Source organism: Nitrospirota bacterium (assembly GCA_016212185.1).
Classification (GTDB): domain Bacteria; phylum Nitrospirota; class Thermodesulfovibrionia; order UBA6902; family DSMQ01; genus JACRGX01.
Genome location: JACRGX010000095.1, coordinates 1 through 17,315, shown reverse-complemented (window position 1 = coordinate 17,315; position 17,315 = coordinate 1). Strand labels below are relative to the sequence as shown.

Annotated in this window: 16 protein-coding genes and 2 tRNA genes; 9 read left to right on the top strand and 9 right to left on the bottom strand. The window is 43.2% G+C overall.

Translation table 11 applies throughout. The features are described from left to right. Positions 1–66 precede the first annotated feature (66 nt). From HZA10_11100 to HZA10_11090, 3 genes are all read left to right on the top strand, one after another. Positions 67–492, top strand: coding sequence for a hypothetical protein (locus HZA10_11100; GenBank protein MBI5196848.1), 426 nt, complete (start codon positions 67–69; stop codon positions 490–492). Positions 493–641: 149 nt separating this feature from the next. Further along, positions 642–728, top strand: a tRNA-Leu gene (locus HZA10_11095). A 103-nt stretch (positions 729–831) separates the two neighbouring features. Continuing rightward, positions 832–1,857, top strand: coding sequence for a hypothetical protein (locus tag HZA10_11090; GenBank protein MBI5196847.1), 1,026 nt, complete (start codon positions 832–834; stop codon positions 1,855–1,857). A 101-nt stretch (positions 1,858–1,958) separates the two neighbouring features. On the opposite strand, the gene HZA10_11085 is transcribed toward HZA10_11090, so the two are convergent. From HZA10_11085 to HZA10_11065, 5 genes are all read right to left on the bottom strand, one after another. Beyond that, positions 1,959–2,576, bottom strand: a complete 618-nt coding sequence (locus HZA10_11085) for an RNA ligase partner protein (protein MBI5196846.1) — start codon at positions 2,574–2,576, stop codon at positions 1,959–1,961. Next, complete coding sequence (locus tag HZA10_11080; protein ID MBI5196845.1) at positions 2,557–3,873, bottom strand: tetratricopeptide repeat protein; 1,317 nt, start codon at positions 3,871–3,873, stop codon at positions 2,557–2,559. Before HZA10_11080 ends, HZA10_11085 begins: the two co-directional genes overlap by 20 nt. Further along, complete coding sequence (gene rsfS / locus HZA10_11075) at positions 3,866–4,234, bottom strand: ribosome silencing factor (protein ID MBI5196844.1); 369 nt, start codon at positions 4,232–4,234, stop codon at positions 3,866–3,868. Before rsfS ends, HZA10_11080 begins: the two co-directional genes overlap by 8 nt. Positions 4,235–4,351: 117 nt before the next feature. Next, entirely contained in the window at positions 4,352–5,008 is a 657-nt protein-coding gene (locus HZA10_11070) for a nicotinate-nucleotide adenylyltransferase (protein ID MBI5196843.1), read from the bottom strand. Positions 5,009–5,029: 21 nt separating this feature from the next. Further along, positions 5,030–6,271: an ATP-binding protein gene (locus HZA10_11065; GenBank protein MBI5196842.1), complete on the bottom strand. Its 1,242-nt coding sequence runs from the start codon at positions 6,269–6,271 to the stop codon at positions 5,030–5,032. A 144-nt stretch (positions 6,272–6,415) separates the two neighbouring features. On the opposite strand from HZA10_11065, the gene HZA10_11060 reads away from it, so the two are divergent. Next, entirely contained in the window at positions 6,416–6,577 is a 162-nt protein-coding gene (locus HZA10_11060) for a hypothetical protein (GenBank protein ID MBI5196841.1), read from the top strand. A 166-nt stretch (positions 6,578–6,743) separates the two neighbouring features. On the opposite strand, the gene HZA10_11055 is transcribed toward HZA10_11060, so the two are convergent. Beyond that, positions 6,744–8,000 (bottom strand): glutamate-5-semialdehyde dehydrogenase, encoded by a 1,257-nt coding sequence (locus tag HZA10_11055; protein MBI5196840.1) that lies wholly within the window; start codon positions 7,998–8,000, stop codon positions 6,744–6,746. Between the two features lie 217 nt (positions 8,001–8,217). Between HZA10_11055 and HZA10_11050 the strand changes: the two genes are divergently transcribed. Together HZA10_11050 and HZA10_11045 are read left to right on the top strand one after the other, a co-directional pair. Next, positions 8,218–9,162 carry a glycosyltransferase family 2 protein gene (locus HZA10_11050; GenBank protein ID MBI5196839.1) on the top strand — a complete coding sequence of 315 codons (945 nt, stop codon included), beginning with the start codon at positions 8,218–8,220 and terminating at the stop codon, positions 9,160–9,162. After that, complete coding sequence (locus HZA10_11045; protein ID MBI5196838.1) at positions 9,146–10,060, top strand: flippase-like domain-containing protein; 915 nt, start codon at positions 9,146–9,148, stop codon at positions 10,058–10,060. The genes HZA10_11050 and HZA10_11045 overlap by 17 nt, the downstream gene beginning before the upstream one ends. Positions 10,061–10,073: 13 nt before the next feature. On the opposite strand, the gene HZA10_11040 is transcribed toward HZA10_11045, so the two are convergent. Beyond that, on the bottom strand, positions 10,074–11,270 hold the full coding sequence (locus tag HZA10_11040) for an MFS transporter (protein MBI5196837.1): 1,197 nt from the start codon (positions 11,268–11,270) through the stop codon (positions 10,074–10,076). Positions 11,271–11,351: 81 nt separating this feature from the next. On the opposite strand from HZA10_11040, the gene HZA10_11035 reads away from it, so the two are divergent. The 3 genes from HZA10_11035 to mnmG all read left to right on the top strand — a co-directional run bounded on the left by HZA10_11035 (position 11,352) and on the right by mnmG (position 16,839). Then, positions 11,352–13,850, top strand: coding sequence for a PAS domain S-box protein (locus HZA10_11035; protein ID MBI5196836.1), 2,499 nt, complete (start codon positions 11,352–11,354; stop codon positions 13,848–13,850). Then, positions 13,840–14,910 (top strand): response regulator, encoded by a 1,071-nt coding sequence (locus HZA10_11030; GenBank protein MBI5196835.1) that lies wholly within the window; start codon positions 13,840–13,842, stop codon positions 14,908–14,910. Before HZA10_11035 ends, HZA10_11030 begins: the two co-directional genes overlap by 11 nt. Positions 14,911–14,973: 63 nt before the next feature. Then, positions 14,974–16,839: a tRNA uridine-5-carboxymethylaminomethyl(34) synthesis enzyme MnmG gene (gene mnmG / locus HZA10_11025; protein ID MBI5196834.1), complete on the top strand. Its 1,866-nt coding sequence runs from the start codon at positions 14,974–14,976 to the stop codon at positions 16,837–16,839. Positions 16,840–16,875: 36 nt separating this feature from the next. Here mnmG and HZA10_11020 read toward each other — a convergent pair whose 3' ends face one another. Together HZA10_11020 and HZA10_11015 are read right to left on the bottom strand one after the other, a co-directional pair. After that, positions 16,876–17,127, bottom strand: a complete 252-nt coding sequence (locus HZA10_11020; GenBank protein MBI5196833.1) for a GIY-YIG nuclease family protein — start codon at positions 17,125–17,127, stop codon at positions 16,876–16,878. Between the two features lie 8 nt (positions 17,128–17,135). Then, positions 17,136–17,212 (bottom strand) — tRNA-Asp (locus tag HZA10_11015). Between the last annotated feature and the right edge of the window lie 103 nt (positions 17,213–17,315).

Genomic DNA, 17,315 nt, shown 5'->3' with positions numbered 1-17,315 from the left:
GTATCAGCCCTCTATTGAGAAAGTCTCCCTAATAATGTAAAATCATAAAGCTGGAGGTCGCTTTTTATGAAAAAAATCTATTTTCTTTTAATTATTATTTTCCTTACGGCTTATGGCTGCGGCGGGAAAGACAAGGTAAAGCCCTCTGCCGATTCCCAGACGGCGCAGGAAGTCATCCGCATAACAAATGCAATTAAATCAGCATACGAGCAGAAGGACACAAGTGCGCTCAGGGAATATCTTCTGCCTGAATTTGCGGATGAAATCAAAAAAGAACTTTTCTTTGAAAAAGCCGGCTTGGACTTCACCTCCCGTATGGTAAGAATAACCGATTCATCCGTAATGGTTACTATTAACTGGCAGGGGGACTGGAAGATTAAGGGCAAGACGGTGAAAAATCTCGGCTCAAGCGTCTTTATATATCAGGTAATGACAATGAAGTTAGCGGCAATAGACGGAGATAATCCGTTTATAGTCCCGGGGAAAGAATAGTTAAGAGTTGAGAGTTGAAAGTTAAGAGTGACGGACATAAGAATAATATTGAGCTTCAGGTTTTAAAGCTTAAATTTTTACTTGCATCTTGAATCATGAATCTTGTATCTATTTTTTTAGCTATTCACTTATAACTGTCTTTTGAAAATGCCGAAGTGGCGGAACTGGCAGACGCGCCAGGTTCAGGGTCTGGTGGGAGCAATTCCGTGCGGGTTCAAATCCCGCCTTCGGCACCATGTCCCTGTATTTCCCTTTCTATACCATTCCAGTCATACTACAGGTGCTTCATATTTATTTGAAGTAATCCAGGGATAATGCTAAAATAGATGAGCTAAAATCATGGATAGAAAACAACTTATTCAACAAATAGAAGGCTTGCGGGAATCGCGGGTAATCACGTACTTGACGAGTGATCGACAGGGGCCGTTTAACGCACGGATTGCTATGGATGTGATACCGTTTATAAGCAAGCAGCTTCAGACTATCGGTAACATTCAAAATATTGACTTGTTTCTCTATAGCGCGGGAGGGGACACAATGGTCCCGTGGAGGCTGGTCGCCATGGTCCGTGAATATTGCGATAAGTTTTCTGTGCTGGTCCCTTATAAAGCACACAGTTCGGCAACAATGATTGCACTCGGTGCGGATGAAATTGTGATGAGCAACCTCTCTGAACTTTCACCTATTGATCCTTCAACTGCAAATGTGTTTAATCCTCTTGATCCGACGAATCCTCAAAACAGAATTCCAATAAGCGTAGAGGACGTGATGGCATATTTCGACTTAGCAAAAATTAAATTCGGAATTAAAGGAGATGAAGAGCTTTCAAGAATATTCACAAAATTTATTGAATCGAACCCACAAATCCATCCATTAGCACTTGGGAACGTGAATCGTATCCACAACCTTATCCGTATTCTTGCAAAGCGACTCCTTAAAAGCCACAAAATACAACTTAAAGAAGATGAAATTGAGAAGATTGTTGATTATTTTACGGAAAAGCTGTATTCCCACCAATATCTCATTGGAAGGAAAGAGGCGTATGAAGATTTAGGCATCAAAACAATTGTAAACGCGAATGACATCCTTTCGAAAGCGATGACTAATCTGTATGAGGAATATAATAAAGAATTAGAATTCGGGAAAATATGGAATCCCGAGAATGAACTTGGGCTAAATGCAGTACAAAATAAGAAAAATTACAAAATCGCTTTCATTGAAAGTCAGCAATTGTCAAATTATTATGAGATTTCTGCTGACTTTCGAAAACAGCAGGTGAATGTCGTACAACAGACACCGCAGGGACCGGTACAAGTTCCGCAGGAACAGGTCGGATTTCGGATTGTTAGTCAAGGCTGGAAATAATTAATGTGATGGGGGTCAAGTCTTTACTTTTAGCGTTTTTTATAATGCCATTTTGCTATATACTCTAAAAGTTAAAACCTGCCCCTGCTTCTTTGCGAAGCCTACAAGAAAACCTCAGCGCTCTTTGTTTTTTTTATTGTACTCAGCAGATAGTCTTTGAATTTATTGGGCAGGAGCCATCTGATGCCGAATTTTTCAGCCCATTTTATAAGTCCCTGATCCGCTGTAACAAGCAGGGCATTCAGCTCTTTTGCAAGCAGTATCAAATCAACATCCTCTTTGCTGTCAATTATCCCTTCCCTGAGAGCCTCTCTGTACTGCCTCCTCAATTCCTGAATAATTTCCTTTTCATCTTTTTTCTGCACGCCTCTGACTGCCTTTTCAGCGGCCCTGAGCCCTTTGTTAACCCTCTCTCTGGTTTCCTCAATAAATTCATAAAGCAGAACCGAGGGGAAAAAAAGCTCGTGCTTGTTAGGCGACTTTTGATGAAGGATTGTAAGCAGGTCGCCTGTAATCCTGTCAGGCTCTATAAAATTCAGAAGCTCCTTGAATATGGATGACGGCATGTAAAAATCAAGCGTGGGAATCTGCGCCGCAAGAAAGAGAAAACCCTCAAGCGCTTTTGTCGGAGTGTCTCCGAAATCATTGCGCACATCGGGGTTTACAAACAGGCTTGTATCAAGGACTACCTTTTCTCTGCTAAACTTTACAGGTTCCATCAAGGTCAATGGTGAGTGTATTCCATGATTTGCATTCAGGGCATCTGCCTACCCAGTCTTTTGTGATATAACTGCATTCAGAGCAGCAGAAAGGCACAAGGAAGAGTTTTTGCACCTTTAATGCCTTTTTAAATTCCGCAGCAGCCCTGTCGTACTGCATGTGTTTTTCATAAATATTGCCAAGAAGCGTGTGCAGGTCGGGATAATCCACTGCCGTGGTATCCAGCACGGCAGTAATTCTCTCAAAAGCATAATCTATCATTTCAAGGCGGTAATACAGCTTTGAAAAGAAAAACTGAAGCTTTGGATCCCTTGGATTGTTCTGGATCACATTCTGATAAATGTCTATAATCCTGCCCGGCTCGCCGGCATCAATTAACAGGTCCTCAAGCCTCAAAAGAAAGACCATGGCAGAGGTGGTCTCAAGTCCTTTCATCAGGATATCCTCGGCCTCCTCAATATCCCCGCCCCTTAAATATGACTCGGCAAGCGCAAGATAGGCGGCTACGAAATTTTTATCAAGTTTTATAATTGCCCTTAAAGTCTTTTTGGCCTTTTCTATGTCGCCTTTTTCAAGATAATGCCGTCCAAGTTCATACTTGTAGCCGATAAGATTTTTGTGCTCTGTCTGTTTTTCTTTCTGCGATATGTCGCTTTTAAGGATTTTATACTGGGTATCAAGCAGCTCCTCCCAGTTTTTGTTTCTTTCATGAATCTCCCTCTTCCTGAAAAGCGCCATGGGATTTTCCTCATCCATCTCAATGATATTGTCAAGGTATCTTAATGCCTCCTGCCATTTCTGCTCCGCCTCAAAGACCTTTTCAAGGGAAAACAGAACCTCAATGCTTTTGGGACGCACTTCCTTTGCCTTTGAGTAAAAGTCCTTTGCCTTGAGCATATCGCCTGTTACAAATGCAATATCGCCGAGCCTTAGCAGTGAATTCAGATGCTCGGGCTGTTCCTCAACAATACCGTTAAAAATTTCAGATGCCTCATCGTACCTCAACGCAATAAAGGCATCCAGCGCCTTTGAATATAATTCCTGTATCTGAAGATCTTTTTTATGCCTACGCATGCCCTGCCAGTTTTCAATATACTGCTTCAGATCCCTGACGGCAGTTATCACAAGCATTGCAAGGGCGCCGAATGCGCTGGAGATGAGGATTAAGGCGACCTTGGGGACTTCGTAAATATGCCCGGCGCCAAGATTAAGGGTGATTGTTTCTTTATTCAGGATTGCGAGATAGCCGAGTGCGGTTATGAATACTATAAAAAGGAATACTACAAATTTAGTCATCTTTTCGGATCTCTGCCTTTGTTTTTCTTATACGGAGCGCAGCTTTCACTGGTATCCTCGGTGCGTCAAGCCACAGTTTTTCAAGTTCGTAATAGATCCTCGTATCATCATCAAAAATATGGATTATCACATCGCCGTAATCCATTAAAATCCACCGTGCGGAATCAACTCCCTCAATGCCGAAAAAACGTATCTTGTCCTTTGAAAAATTTTCCTTTATCGCTTCTGACAATACTTTTATATGCGCCGGATTGTCACCGGAGCAGATTACAAAATAATCCGCAATAGTCGTAAGGCTCCTTAAATCAAGGACTGCTATATTCCGGGCTTTTTTATTTGAGGCTATTTTTGCAGCCCTTATAGCCTTTGTTTTACTGTTTAAGGGTCTCCCCCCTTTCTCTCAGTTAACAGTAAACAGTGAACAGTTAAGACAAAAAACTATAAAAACCTATTCACTAAATACTGTTCACTATTCACTCTATCTATATATCTTATTTGAAATTATATAGGATTCCACTGAATCAGGCAAGAGGTATTTTATGCTTTTCCCTGAGCGTATCAGCCTTCGGGCGCTGGATGCCGAGATGTCAAGCCCTGTAATCCTGCAAAGGAATATCTTACTGCCTGAGCCTGCCTTAAAAGACAGGGAAGTTTTGTCCCCCTTATCAAATCCCCGCAGTGTCTTCACAGCGCCTCCCTTAAGATACGGGGAGGATGCCAGATCAGCAAACGAAAAACCGGGTCTTGAGATTACAACTATGTTTGCAAGTCCGAGGAGTTTGTCAGACTCTTTCCATAAAGGCAGGTCAAGGAAGGCATCAATGCCGAGAATAAAAAAAAACTCTGCGTTTTTAAATTTACCCGTCAGACTGCTTAATGTATCCACAGTATATGACACACCGCGTCTTTTTAATTCAATGTCTGAAACATCAAAAAAAGGATTTCCCCTCACGGCAATCTTTGTCATTTCATAACGGCGGCCTCCGGAAGCAAGTTCAGGTTTTTTAAAAGGTGGTTTGCCTGACGGGATAAAAAGTATCTTGTCAAGCTTAAGCATCCCGCGCACTTCCTCGGCAGCCCGCAGATGTCCGTAATGTATGGGGTTTAATGTGCCGCCGAAAATGCCGAGTCTCATGTTATTCTACTTTCTTAATAGCTACAAAAGTTCAAAAAAGGGAATAAATCTAACACGTGTCTGTCCTATTTTTTCTTCTTCCTGATAACTAAGATTAACAACCCACGCCTCTTCAGGATTATACCTGTTTAGGAATCCCCTTAGCGAGCGGGCGACAACTTTATCTTTCAACTCCTTACATTTTACTTCAACAGGTATTACTTTGTCGCCCTTGTTTATAATGAAATCAACCTCTGCCTTATCCTTTGTCCTCCAGAAGTGTATAGTGCTGCCGTCATGTCTTATCCTTTCGGTTAGTAGAGGATATATAAGATTTTGAAAGAGAAATCCCATTTCAGATAACGTCCTGTATTTGCCGAATCTGCCAAAACTGAAGTTCCTCATTCCAATATCATTAAAATATATTATAGGCGACTTGCTTATCTCTTTTCTCAGGTTTCTGAAATAAGGCGTAAGCCGTTTAACAATAAATGTCTTCTCTGCATAAGTAAGATAGTTTTTTACAGTTTGAACAGATATGCCCAATGTGGAGGACAGTTCATTAAGATTTATAATATTGCCGACTTGTCCCGCTAAAAGCCTTATTAAATTTCCGAATGCGTCAATGCGTTCTACCCGTAAAAGATAAGCAATATCCTTTTCAATATAGCTTCTATAAATCTCATCTAATATTTTCAGCTTCTCCTCAAAGGTGTCTTCAAGGATAACCCTCGGATAACCCCCGAAATTAAGATACTCCATAAGGAGACTCAAACCTTCCGTCTTATTTATCTGAAAAATTTTATTAAGCCTGTCCTCATATTTATATTCTGTTTTAAAATCTACAAACTCCTTCAGCGAAACTGTATTAAGTTCAAATATTCTTTTTCTGCCTGCGAGGGATTCATGCACTTTCTCTTTCAATTCAACACTGCCTGAACCGGAAATTATGAATTTATAGGGCGTCTGCATATCATATATGCCTTTAAGAAAAATCCCCGCATTCTCTCTCCTCTGTATTTCATCAATGAAGACATATCCCTTCCGGCTGCCTAACTCAAGCTTTATCCTGGACAAAAAAGCTGTCTGTGAATTGAAATGGGGCAGGTCTCTTTCAAAATCAAGACTCAGGAATACAGTCTTTTCACCCTTTTTTTGCAGATAATCCTGAAGCTGCTGCATTAAAGTGGTCTTGCCTGCCTGCCTCGGCCCCACAATCAAAGACATTTCCTTTTTGGCAAGGTGAGCGACCAGTTCGTTAAAAATGAACCTTTTAATAGGCATAATTCATTTTAACACGAGAAAAATAAAAGTCAAGTTATTAATTAATCGGATTAACTCTTCAACGCGTAGCATGCGCTATTTCTTTTGAAACTTTTATCTTTTAGTGATAATCTACAAGAAAAAATGAATGGGGGGAATAAAAAAATGAAAGGGACAAATGTCAAACTTGCGTTATTTACAGCATTAATCTCAGGACTGACTGCTGCCAGAGCAGTTGGCGATTTTAGTTATCAATCAATCAGAGTTGGATTGAGTGTCTTTTCTGCCCTCGTAACAATAATCGCTGCTACAAATCCATGGGATTAATCGTGTTAGAATACGGAGTCAGACGAGTTTGTTGAGTTTCTAAAAAGAGCAAGATTAACAGGGTAATTTTACCTTTATCATTAATAGCCTAAGGCTATCAAGTCTCACAGCCCCATCATGATGTGATTTTATTTTTTACCCATTACGCATAACGCATCACAGTCTTTTATTCCCTTATCTGCCCGTTCCCGAGCACAATGAATTTCATGCAGGTCAATTCCTCAAGCCCCATTGGTCCACGCGCATGAATTTTGTCGGTTGCAATGCCTATCTCAGCGCCGAGACCGAATTGATAGCCGTCATTGAGCCTTGTTGAGGCATTTACAAAGACCGCAGACGAGTCAACCTCTCTTAAAAATCTCATGGCTTTTTCATGGTTGGTTGTAACTATTGCGTCAGAGTGCGCGGAGCTGTATTTTGCAATATGCCTTATCGCCTCATCCATGTCTTTTACAATTTTTATGTTCAGGATTAAATCAAGATATTCTCTGTAAAAATCCTCTTCATTGGCAAAGGCGAGTGATGCGTCCAGCTTTCTGCTTTCAGGACAGCCCTTAAGCTTTACCCCTGCTTTTTTAAATCTCTTTACAATCCCGGGGAGGAAGGCTTTTGCAATTTTTTTATCCAAAAGCATCGTCTCCATCGCATTACAGGTGCCGGGCCTCTGCACCTTTGCATTGAAGCATATGTCCTCAGCCATTTTTAAGTCAGCATCGCTGTCAACAAATACATGGCAGACACCTTTGTAGTGCTTGAGCACTGGTATCCTTGAATTTTCAGTCACGGCCCTTATAAGCCCCTCGCCGCCTCTTGGAATTATCAGGTCTACAATCCCCTCAAGCTTAAGCATTTCCATTATTGCTTCCCTGTCCGGAATGTCAATAAAGGTAATCACGCCTTCATGAATGCCGTGAACTCTTGCAACAGACCGTAAAATATTTACGATCGCCTTGTTTGAATTAATTGCCTCAGAGCCGCCCCTTAAGATAACGGCATTGCCTGCCTTCAGGCACAAGCCTGTGGCGTCTGCCGTGACATTAGGCCTTGACTCATAAATTATCCCTATGACTCCTATGGGCACGCGCATCCTGCCTACCATCATGCCGTTCGGTCTCTGCTTCATCTTTTCTATTTCACCCACAGGGTCAGGCAAAGCAGAAACTTCCCTCAGTCCCTGCCCCATTTCCTTTACCCTCTTCTCATTAAGCGTAAGCCTGTCAATAAGCGCTTTGGACAAGCCCTTTTTCTTTGCTCCCTCAATATCTTTTTTGTTGGCTTTAATCAGCGCTCCGGACTCAGCCTCCAATGCCTCAGCCATCTTTATCAGAACATTGCTCTTCTGCCCTGATGAGACATTTGCAATAGCCCTTGCGCCTTCTTTAGCCTCTTTAGCCATTTTCAAAACGTATGATTTTATATCCATAAAAAAGCCTCCTGTTCATTATGGGTTCAAGGATTCAAGGGGTCAAGGGTTCAAGAAAAAATCTCACCTGAATCCTCACCTGTTTGAGCCCTGATTTGAATAAGTTTACCAATATTCCCTGAGAAATTCTACAAATATTACGCCCTCCCCTTGTAGTATCAGCAAAGACTTGTTATTATTATCTAAGTCATATTTTTAAAAACTATCGGAGGGAATTTTGTTTGTCTCAATAGTCGTGCCGCTTTATAACGAAGAGGAAAATATAGCGCCCCTTTATAACGCCCTGAAATCCGCCATGGATAAATCAGGCAGGGCCTATGAAATACTCTTTGTTGACGACGGAAGCGCTGACAAAACCCCGCAAATGCTTAAGCAGATTGCGCAAACCGACGTCAATGTAAGACCTCTGTATTTCAGGCGCAACTTCGGCCAGACAGCCGCCTTTGCCGCAGGCTTTGACCATGCAAAGGGCGATGTAATTGTCACAATTGACGGCGATATGCAGAATGATCCTGCGGACATCCCGAAACTCCTTTCAATGATAGGCGAATATGATATTGTAAGCGGATGGCGGCGCAGGAGAAAAGACCCGTTCCTTACAAGAAGGCTTCCCTCAATGATTGCCAACTATCTTATAAGCATGGTTACAGGCGTTAAACTTCATGATTACGGATGCAGTCTTAAGGCGTATAGGGCAGATGTCGTAAAAAATATAAATCTGTATGGAGAAATGCACAGATTTATCCCAGCGGTTGCAAGCTGGTACGGGGTGAAAATTGCAGAGGCTGAAACAACGCATCACAGCAGGCAGCGAGGGAAATCAAAATACGGGATTTCAAGAACGCCGAAGGTCATTCTGGATTTAATTACAGTGAAATTCCTTCAGAGTTTCTCAACAAAGCCGATTCAGGCGTTTGGCCCCATAGGGCTTCTGTGCGGTCTCGCAGGTATGGGCATCTCGCTTTACCTGACAATCCTGAAACTCTCCGGGCAGGCAATAGGCGGAAGGCCCCTGCTTCTTTTAGGAGTGCTGCTGATAATTGTCGGGATTCAGCTTATAGGCATGGGGCTTCTGGGTGAAATGATGGTAAGGGTTTATCATGAAAGCCAGCGCAAGCCGATATATGTTTTGAAAGAGGTGGAGATTGAAAAAAGCTCTTAGTATAATTGTAAAAATCCTCATAAGCGGCGCCCTTCTTTATATATTCTTTAAGCAGGTGGATATAAAATCAGTCGGCAATATTTTAAAGCACACTGACCTGCGTTTTTTTATATTAAGTTTCCTTGTCTATGCTTCTCTCCTCCTTGTCTCAACAAAAAGGTGGGCGCTATTTCTGCCTGGAGGGCTTAAATATTCAAAGCTGGTCTCACTTTATTTTATCGGCTCTTTTTTTAACACGCTCCTGCCGGGAATTGTCAGCGGAGACGCCCTGAAGGCGTTTTATCTTTACAAGCATACAGGCAAAGGGACGGGGGGCACATCACTCGCATCGGTTTTCATGGACAGATACATGGGTCTTACCGCCATGATATGCATAGGTTTTTTTGCATATATTTTAGGGTATTCCTATATGAAGGCTGCAGGAATGGTTTGGTGGGCCATCCCGTCATTTGCCGCCGCATTTTTATTGGGAAGCATTGCCCTGTGGACCATAAACTGGGGAAAGATAAAGGCGCTGAACACATTTTACACCCCCCTCATGGAATACAAGAAAGAGAAAAAGATAATTTACATGGGACTGCTTTACGGATTTATCATTCAGATAATCGGAATCACCAGCGTTTATATACTCTCTTTTTCAATTAATCTTAACCTGCCGATTATTTATTTTTTCATTTTCGTGCCTATTATAAATGTTGCGGCAGCCATCCCGATCTCTGTCTTTGGAGGCTCAGGCGTGAGGGAGGCCGGCTTTATCATACTCTTTGGAAGCATCGGGGTTGCGAAGGAAGATGCGCTAAGCCTTTCACTCCTTTTATTTGCAATCATGTGTTTAATAAGCCTGATCGGCGGAATAGAATACCTGCGGGTGGGAAAACCAAAGGAAGTTAAGAGTTAAAAGCTGAATGCAATTATTCCTTAACGCCGAATATAAAAACAGGAAGAGAAAAAATCAGTATCCCGCTCATAATCCAGAAGGCATAAAGATAATTAAGACTTGCAATTAAAAACCCCGCAAGTATGGGACCTGCGGCATGACCGATGTCAAATATTGTACCAAATGTTCCCATTGCAACCCCGAAATGTTTTTCCTTGCATATGTCGGCAACAAGCGCGGCAGAGGATGAGGTCACAAACGCCTCGCCAAAGCCGAAGAATACCGCCGCAATCATAAGCGGATAAAAACCTTTTAAAAGCGGTATCACTCCAAAAGACACCGCACATAAAATCATCCCCGCTGTTATTATGGATTTTCTCCCGTATCTGTCAGACATTTTCCCCATAACAGGCTTGGAAATTATAGTTGTAAGTACCTGTATACCCCAGAGAAGTCCTGCCTGAAACTCATTAAGCTGTGCAGCCGTTACTGCATAGATTGGAAGAAAAGCCTCCAATGCCCCGACTGTCATATTCTGAATGCCTTCCATGTTTGATGTGATTACAATCCTCCTGTCGCTTATCACCTCTTTTATACCTGATATGAAATTGCTAAAAGATTCTTTAAGCCCTTTGCCTTTTCTGACAGGCTCTTCGCCCTTTAATAATCTCAGGGCAAGGATTAATGACATCAGGCCTGCAAAACCGCTTACAATATATGCCCTGTGAAAATCAGCGAGTGACGGGTCGACTGCGCCGGGGAGGCTGTGAAGAATGAACCCGCCTGCGGGCGCGCCAAGGAGATTTCCGATGATTGTAATAGAGGAAAACCACGACAGCATCTCGCCCTTTTTTGCGCCTGCGGTATCCGCGACAACCGCCATGGACACAGGCCCGTATATTGCGGTTGCAAGTCCATGTATAAACCTTACTGCAACCAGCATGGAGTAATCCTTCACAAAAAGATAGGCAAACGGCACAAAGGCGAAAACCAGGATGCCTATCAGCATTGTCTTTTTTCGCCCGATTACATCAGACAGCGCTCCAGCAGGCAGTTTAAACAAGATTCCGGTGACTGTTGATATACCTACGATAAACCCTATTGCCTCAAGTCCTGCGCCGAGATACAGGGCAAAGAGCGGAAGCACCGGGCTTCTTGCAAGCGAATAGGAAAACCTCGCAAAAAACCCGACCATGCAGAGAGATGCAAATTGAGAAAATAGCTTATTCATATAACATTAAACAATATATTACAAAGTTCCTTGCATAATTTCAGATTGACAATAATTCCATTTTGTTAAACAATGTAACTAATGTCTGAAATAAATATCTTAAAGGCGCTGGAATACATAACCAGAAACAAAAAAAATGCTGTCTGGTTTTGTATTGGGATTATTGCACTCTATTGGATTGCAGATATTTTGCTTGATACCTTTGTTTACAAAGATACTTTGTATTCTGCATCTCCTCAGGAACTCTATAATCACCTGCTGACTAGCGCTCTTCTTATTTTTGCGGTTTATGCCGGATTACTCCTGAATAAACGCAAAAAGACAGAGGAAAGACTGCTGAGAAGCGAAAAAAATTTCTGGAACCTTTTTGAATCAGCTAACGATGCCATATTTATTCTGGATTCTGAAGGGAATTTCATAAACGCAAACTCAACTGCCTATGAGCGTCTCGGCTATACCAAGGAGGAATTGCTGTCCAAGCATATAACGCAGTTAGACTCGCTGGAATTTGCCGCCCGTGTTCCTGAACGGATAGAAGCGATCAAAAAACACGGGAAAGCCGTATTTGAATCCGCGCACGTAAGAAAAAACGGCTCCGTCATGCCTGTGGAGATAAGCTCCGGGATAATAGATTTTGAAGGCAGGAAGGCATTTTTAAGCATAATCCGCGATATCACAGAGCGCCGAAAGACCCATGAAACCCTGCAGGAAACCACCCGCACACTTCAGTCTCTCATGCAGGCATCGCCTCTGGCTATTTTAATGGTGGACCCTGAAGGGAAAATTAAATTCTGGAGTCCGGCTGCCGAGCATATGTTCGGCTGGAAGGCAGAAGAAGTGCTCGGGCTTCCTAATCCCATTGTTCCCGAAGATAAACGTGAAGAGTTTAAGTCCTTTATGGAACGATTGCTTAAGGGTGAGTCTTTTACAGACATGGAGCTAAAACGTCAGAAGAAAGACGGAACGCTTTTTGATGTCAGTCTTACGACTGCGCCTGTGCATGATGTTGAAGGCAGGATAACCGGCATTATGGGAATCATAGCCGACATCTCCAAACGCAAAAAAATGGAAGAGCAGATTTTCCAGATTCAGCACGACTGGGAGGATACCTTTAATCTCATTACTGACATGATTACAGTACATGACAAGGATTTTAATATTATCCGCGCCAATAAGGCGGCTGAAAAACTCCTCGGATTGCCTTTCTTAGATGCCGCAAAGGCAAAATGCTATGAATATTATCACGGCACAGGATGCCCGCCTGAGGGGTGCCCAAGTTGTCAAACCCTTGTGACGGGGGTGCCGGCCGTCAGCGAAATGTTTGAACCTCACCTGAACAAGTTTATTGAGATACGGGCTATCCCGAGATTTGACAGCAATAATAATTTAACCGGGTTAATACACGTTGTCAGGGACATTACAGAACGGAGAAAACTTGAAAACCAGCTCCGCCAGTCGCAAAAAATGGAGGCAATCGGCCAGCTTGCAGGAGGAACTGCACACGATTTTAATAATATCATTACCGCCATAATAGGTTATGCAAGCATAATGAAACTGAAGGTGGGAGCAGATGATCCCTTAAGGATTTTAATTGACCAGGTGCTTTCCTCTTCTGAAAAGGCGACAAATCTTGTACAGAGCCTTCTTGCATTCAGCAGAAAGCAGATAAGCAATCCTGAGCCTGTTAAAATCAACGAGATTATCAAAAGCATTGAGAAGCTCTTATCAATGGCTGTCGGCGAAGATATTGAACTGAAAATAGAATTAACGGAAGATTTAATTGTAACTGCGGACATTGTCCAGATGGAGCAGGTGATAATGAACCTCTGTACAAATGCGCGTGATGCGATGCCCGGAAGAGGAACTTTAACCATCAGAACAGGCGCGGTGGAACTTACAAGAGATTTTATAACGGCGCATGGTTACGGCGAAGAAGGCAGATACGCGCTTATCTCAGTTTCAGATACAGGTACAGGCATGGACGAAAATACAAGAGAGAGGATATTTGAGCCTTTCTTTACAACCAAAGAGTTTGGAAAGGGCACAGGACTCGGTCTTTCCATAGTCTACGGTATAATCAAACAGCATAAAGGCTATATCACATGTCAAAGTGAGCCCGGCAAAGGCACAACTTTCAACATATATCTGCCGGTAACCAAGTCTGCGATTAAAGAAATACAACCAAGCAAGCCGCCTGAATTGGCAGGGGCAGCCGGAACAATCCTCTTTGCAGAGGATGAAGACGAGTTAAGGAAACTCACAAGACAGATTCTTGAAGATGCCGGATATAAGGTCATAGAAGCAGTTGACGGGGCAGATGCAATAAATAAGTTTATTGAGAATAAAGATATTGACCTTCTTCTTTTTGATGTAATAATGCCGAAAATGGGCGGTAACGAGGCTTATGACAAAATCAGAAAAATACATCCTGACATAAAAGTGCTGTTCATAAGCGGCTATCCTGCCGACTTTATAGGCAAATACGGGGTGCTTGAACAGGGGATAAACTTTATCTCAAAACCCGTTTCGCCGACAATGCTTCTAAAAAAAATTATAGAGGCGCTTGGCAATGGAGCATAAAAACAAAGGAACTGTTCTTGTTGTTGATGACGATGCCCTTGTGCTTGATTCTACTTCAGCCTTATTAAAAGCATACGCCTATTTAGTCGTTTCATCCAACGACGCCGCAGATGCAATAGAGAAATTTCAGGCAGGCAAAATTGATGTCGTGCTGACGGATATTAAAATGCCCGGCATTTCAGGAATTGAACTCCTCAGACGTCTTCACATCATAAATGCGGACACACCTATAATTCTCATGACCGCATATGCAGAGTTGGATACGGCAATCAGCGGTATAAAACACGGCGCATTTGATTTTATACTGAAACCGTATAATCCGGAGTATCTTCTGCACTCAATTGAAAAAGCGGTCAGGTTCAGCAACCTCGTATATTCAGAAAAAAATTACAGGCAATTGCTTGAAAATACCGTCAGGCACAGGACACAGGAATTAGCAAATGCGCTGACAATGGTCAGGGATGTCAGCAGGGAGCTGATTCAGCGTCTTACATCAGTCGCCGAGTTCAGGGATACTGCAACAGGCGCTCACATTTCAAGAATTGGTCTTTATGCGAACAAAATTGCCGAGAATTTGGATATGCCTATGGATTTTATTGAAAAAATAACATTTGCAAGCCAGATGCACGACATAGGAAAAATCGGAATACCTGACTATATACTCCTCAAGCCGGCAGCGCTTACAACAGAAGAATATGAAATCATGAAAACCCATACTGTTATCGGCGAAAAAATACTCGCAAATTCATCATATGCGGATATCCGGATGTCTGCGTCAATTTCTTTAAACCATCATGAAAGATGGGACGGTTCAGGATACCCGAATGGATTAAAGGGCGAAACCATACCTCTTGAGGGCAGAATAGTTATAATCTGCGACCAGTACGATGCGCTGAGAAGTGAACGGCCGTACAAACCGCCCTTCAGCCATGAGAACACTTTTAAAATAATCACCGAAGGCGATGAAAAAACAATGCCTGAGCATTTTGACCCAATCGTATTGAATGCATTCATTAAACTCTCCGGCACCTTTGATGAGATATTCAGCCTTCATCCATAAATAAACACGCCCCATAATACGCCTCTGGCGTTTTATGGGGCGTGTTTATAAAATAATATCGTCATGAACAAAAACTGTGACTACGACATTATTATTATAGGAGCCGGGCATGCGGGATGCGAAGCTGCGCTTGCATCTGCGCGTATGGGGTTAAGCACCTGCATCTTTACCGCAAACCTTGAAGCCATAGGCCAGATGTCCTGCAATCCTGCAATCGGCGGGCTTGCCAAAAGCCACATTGTGAAGGAAATAGATGCGCTCGGCGGCGAGATGGCAAAGGTCACGGACAAGGCAGGCATACAATTCAAGGTCCTGAATAAAAGCAAAGGTCCTGCGGTATGGGCCACGAGGGTTCAGGCAGACAGGGCGCTTTACAGAAAACACATGCGTGAATCCCTTGAGTCGCAGAACGGACTTGATATAAAAGAAGAAGGCATTGAGGAAATCCTCGTCTCCAATAATCAGGTCTGCGGAATTAAGACATCAGGCAGTACTTACAGGGCCAAGGCTGTGGTTGTCGCCACGGGCACATTTTTAAACGGGCTGATTCATATCGGCATGGAAAACTTTCCCGCAGGAAGGGCGGGAGAGCCGCCTTCCATAGAGCTTCCTCAAAGCCTTAAAAATATCGGCTTTAAAACAGGGCGTCTTAAGACCGGAACCCCGCCGAGGCTTGCCGCAGACAGCATTGATTTTTCCGTGATGGGAATTCAGGAGGGTGATGTGCCGCCGCCTCCGATGTCATTATTTACAAAGGAGATAACTAATCCGCAGATGCCCTGCTACATAACTTATACAAATGACACTACGCACAAAATCATCCTTGACAACCTTAAACATTCACCCCTTTACAGCGGCATAATAAAAGGCATCGGTCCCCGCTACTGCCCGTCAATAGAAGACAAGATTGTAAAATTCAGGGATAAGCTCAGGCATCAGATATTCCTTGAGCCTGAAGGCATTGACTCGGATGAATATTATGCAAACGGAATTTCAACAAGCCTGCCCCGCGAAGTCCAGCTTAAGCTGGTAAGAAGCATCAAGGGGCTTGAAAGGGCAGAGATTAAAAAACCGGGCTACGCGATTGAATATGACTTTGTGTATCCGACACAGCTTGCCCCCACCCTTGAGACAAAACTCGTACGCGGGCTTTTTCTTGCGGGCCAGATTAACGGGACTTCAGGCTATGAAGAGGCTGCCGCTCAGGGGCTTATCGCAGGGATAAATGCAGCGCTGAAGATTAAAGGCAAAGAGCCGTTCATACCCGGCAGGCACGAGGCTTATATCGGGGTACTGATTGATGACTTGGTGACCAAAGGGACAAAAGAACCATACAGGATGTTTACCTCAAGGGCTGAATACAGACTGCTCTTAAGGCAGGATAACGCAGACCTCCGCCTCATGGGAAAAGGCTATAGCCTCGGGCTTATCAGCGAAGATAATTATGAAATGTTTCTGCAAAAAAAGTCTGCAATAGAAAAAGAAATCAAGCGGCTCAAGTCCACGCGGATTAAACCCGGAGTCATTAATCCGGTGCTGGCAGAACGCGGAGGCGCCGCGATAAAAGAAGATGCAAGCCTGCTTCAATTGCTAAGAAGACCTGAAGTCAGGTATGCAGATATCGCAAGTCTTTCGCCGTCAAATAACGGGCTTTCTCAAGATGCAGCCGGTCAGGTTGAAATACAGGTAAAATATGACGGCTACATTGCGCGTCAGGCAGATGCCGCCGTGAAATCCAAGAAATTTGAAGAGAAAAGAATCCCTCCTGATTTTGTATTCAAAGGCATACCCGGACTTTCAAGGGAGATTGTTGAAAAACTTGAAGAGATAAGACCCGTCAGTTTAGGGCAGGCGGGCAGGATTCCGGGCGTCACGCCCGCTGCAATCACACTGCTAATGGTGGCGCTGGAAAGAAGACGCAGGGCATAAAAATTTTTTGCCTCCGCATATAGACTGCTGAATATCCTAACCGGTGGTATTAATTATTTGCATTAGAAGATCTTTTCTATGAAATGACTTTAACTCTGTTTCTCTTTGCATCGCTTCAGCCCTGCTTGGAAATTCTTCTGTATATACTAATTTCCATGGGCGTTTTGGCTTAGTATAGCGCGCCTTTCCGTCATTATGCCTTTGTAGCCTGTTCACAACATTATTAGTATGCCCTGTGTACAGGGTTCCATCAAACTCACTCTGTATTATATAAACCGTAAACGGCACAATTTTTATGGCGGGGTGGACGGGGCTCGAACCCGCGACCTCCGACGTGACAGGCCGGCGTTCTAACCAGCTGAACTACCACCCCATAAAAATTAATTTAAAAAAACTTCACTGCATCAACCCTGCGACCTTCCCGACAAGTCGGGACGTTCTAACCAGCTGAACTACCACCCCATAAAAATTAATTT

Coding starts and splice junctions, on each gene's coding strand:
- mnmG (MBI5196834.1), top strand. CDS start 14,974: ATGAACAAAAACTGTGACTACGACATTATTATTATAGGAGCCGGGCAT.
- HZA10_11070 (MBI5196843.1), bottom strand. CDS start 5,008: ATGAGACTCGGCATTTTCGGCGGCACATTAAACCCCATACATTACGGA.
- HZA10_11055 (MBI5196840.1), bottom strand. CDS start 8,000: ATGGATATAAAATCATACGTTTTGAAAATGGCTAAAGAGGCTAAAGAA.
- HZA10_11100 (MBI5196848.1), top strand. CDS start 67: ATGAAAAAAATCTATTTTCTTTTAATTATTATTTTCCTTACGGCTTAT.
- HZA10_11040 (MBI5196837.1), bottom strand. CDS start 11,270: ATGAATAAGCTATTTTCTCAATTTGCATCTCTCTGCATGGTCGGGTTT.
- HZA10_11030 (MBI5196835.1), top strand. CDS start 13,840: ATGGAGCATAAAAACAAAGGAACTGTTCTTGTTGTTGATGACGATGCC.
- HZA10_11090 (MBI5196847.1), top strand. CDS start 832: ATGGATAGAAAACAACTTATTCAACAAATAGAAGGCTTGCGGGAATCG.
- HZA10_11065 (MBI5196842.1), bottom strand. CDS start 6,271: ATGCCTATTAAAAGGTTCATTTTTAACGAACTGGTCGCTCACCTTGCC.
- HZA10_11080 (MBI5196845.1), bottom strand. CDS start 3,873: ATGACTAAATTTGTAGTATTCCTTTTTATAGTATTCATAACCGCACTC.
- HZA10_11060 (MBI5196841.1), top strand. CDS start 6,416: ATGAAAGGGACAAATGTCAAACTTGCGTTATTTACAGCATTAATCTCA.
- HZA10_11035 (MBI5196836.1), top strand. CDS start 11,352: ATGTCTGAAATAAATATCTTAAAGGCGCTGGAATACATAACCAGAAAC.
- HZA10_11085 (MBI5196846.1), bottom strand. CDS start 2,576: ATGGAACCTGTAAAGTTTAGCAGAGAAAAGGTAGTCCTTGATACAAGC.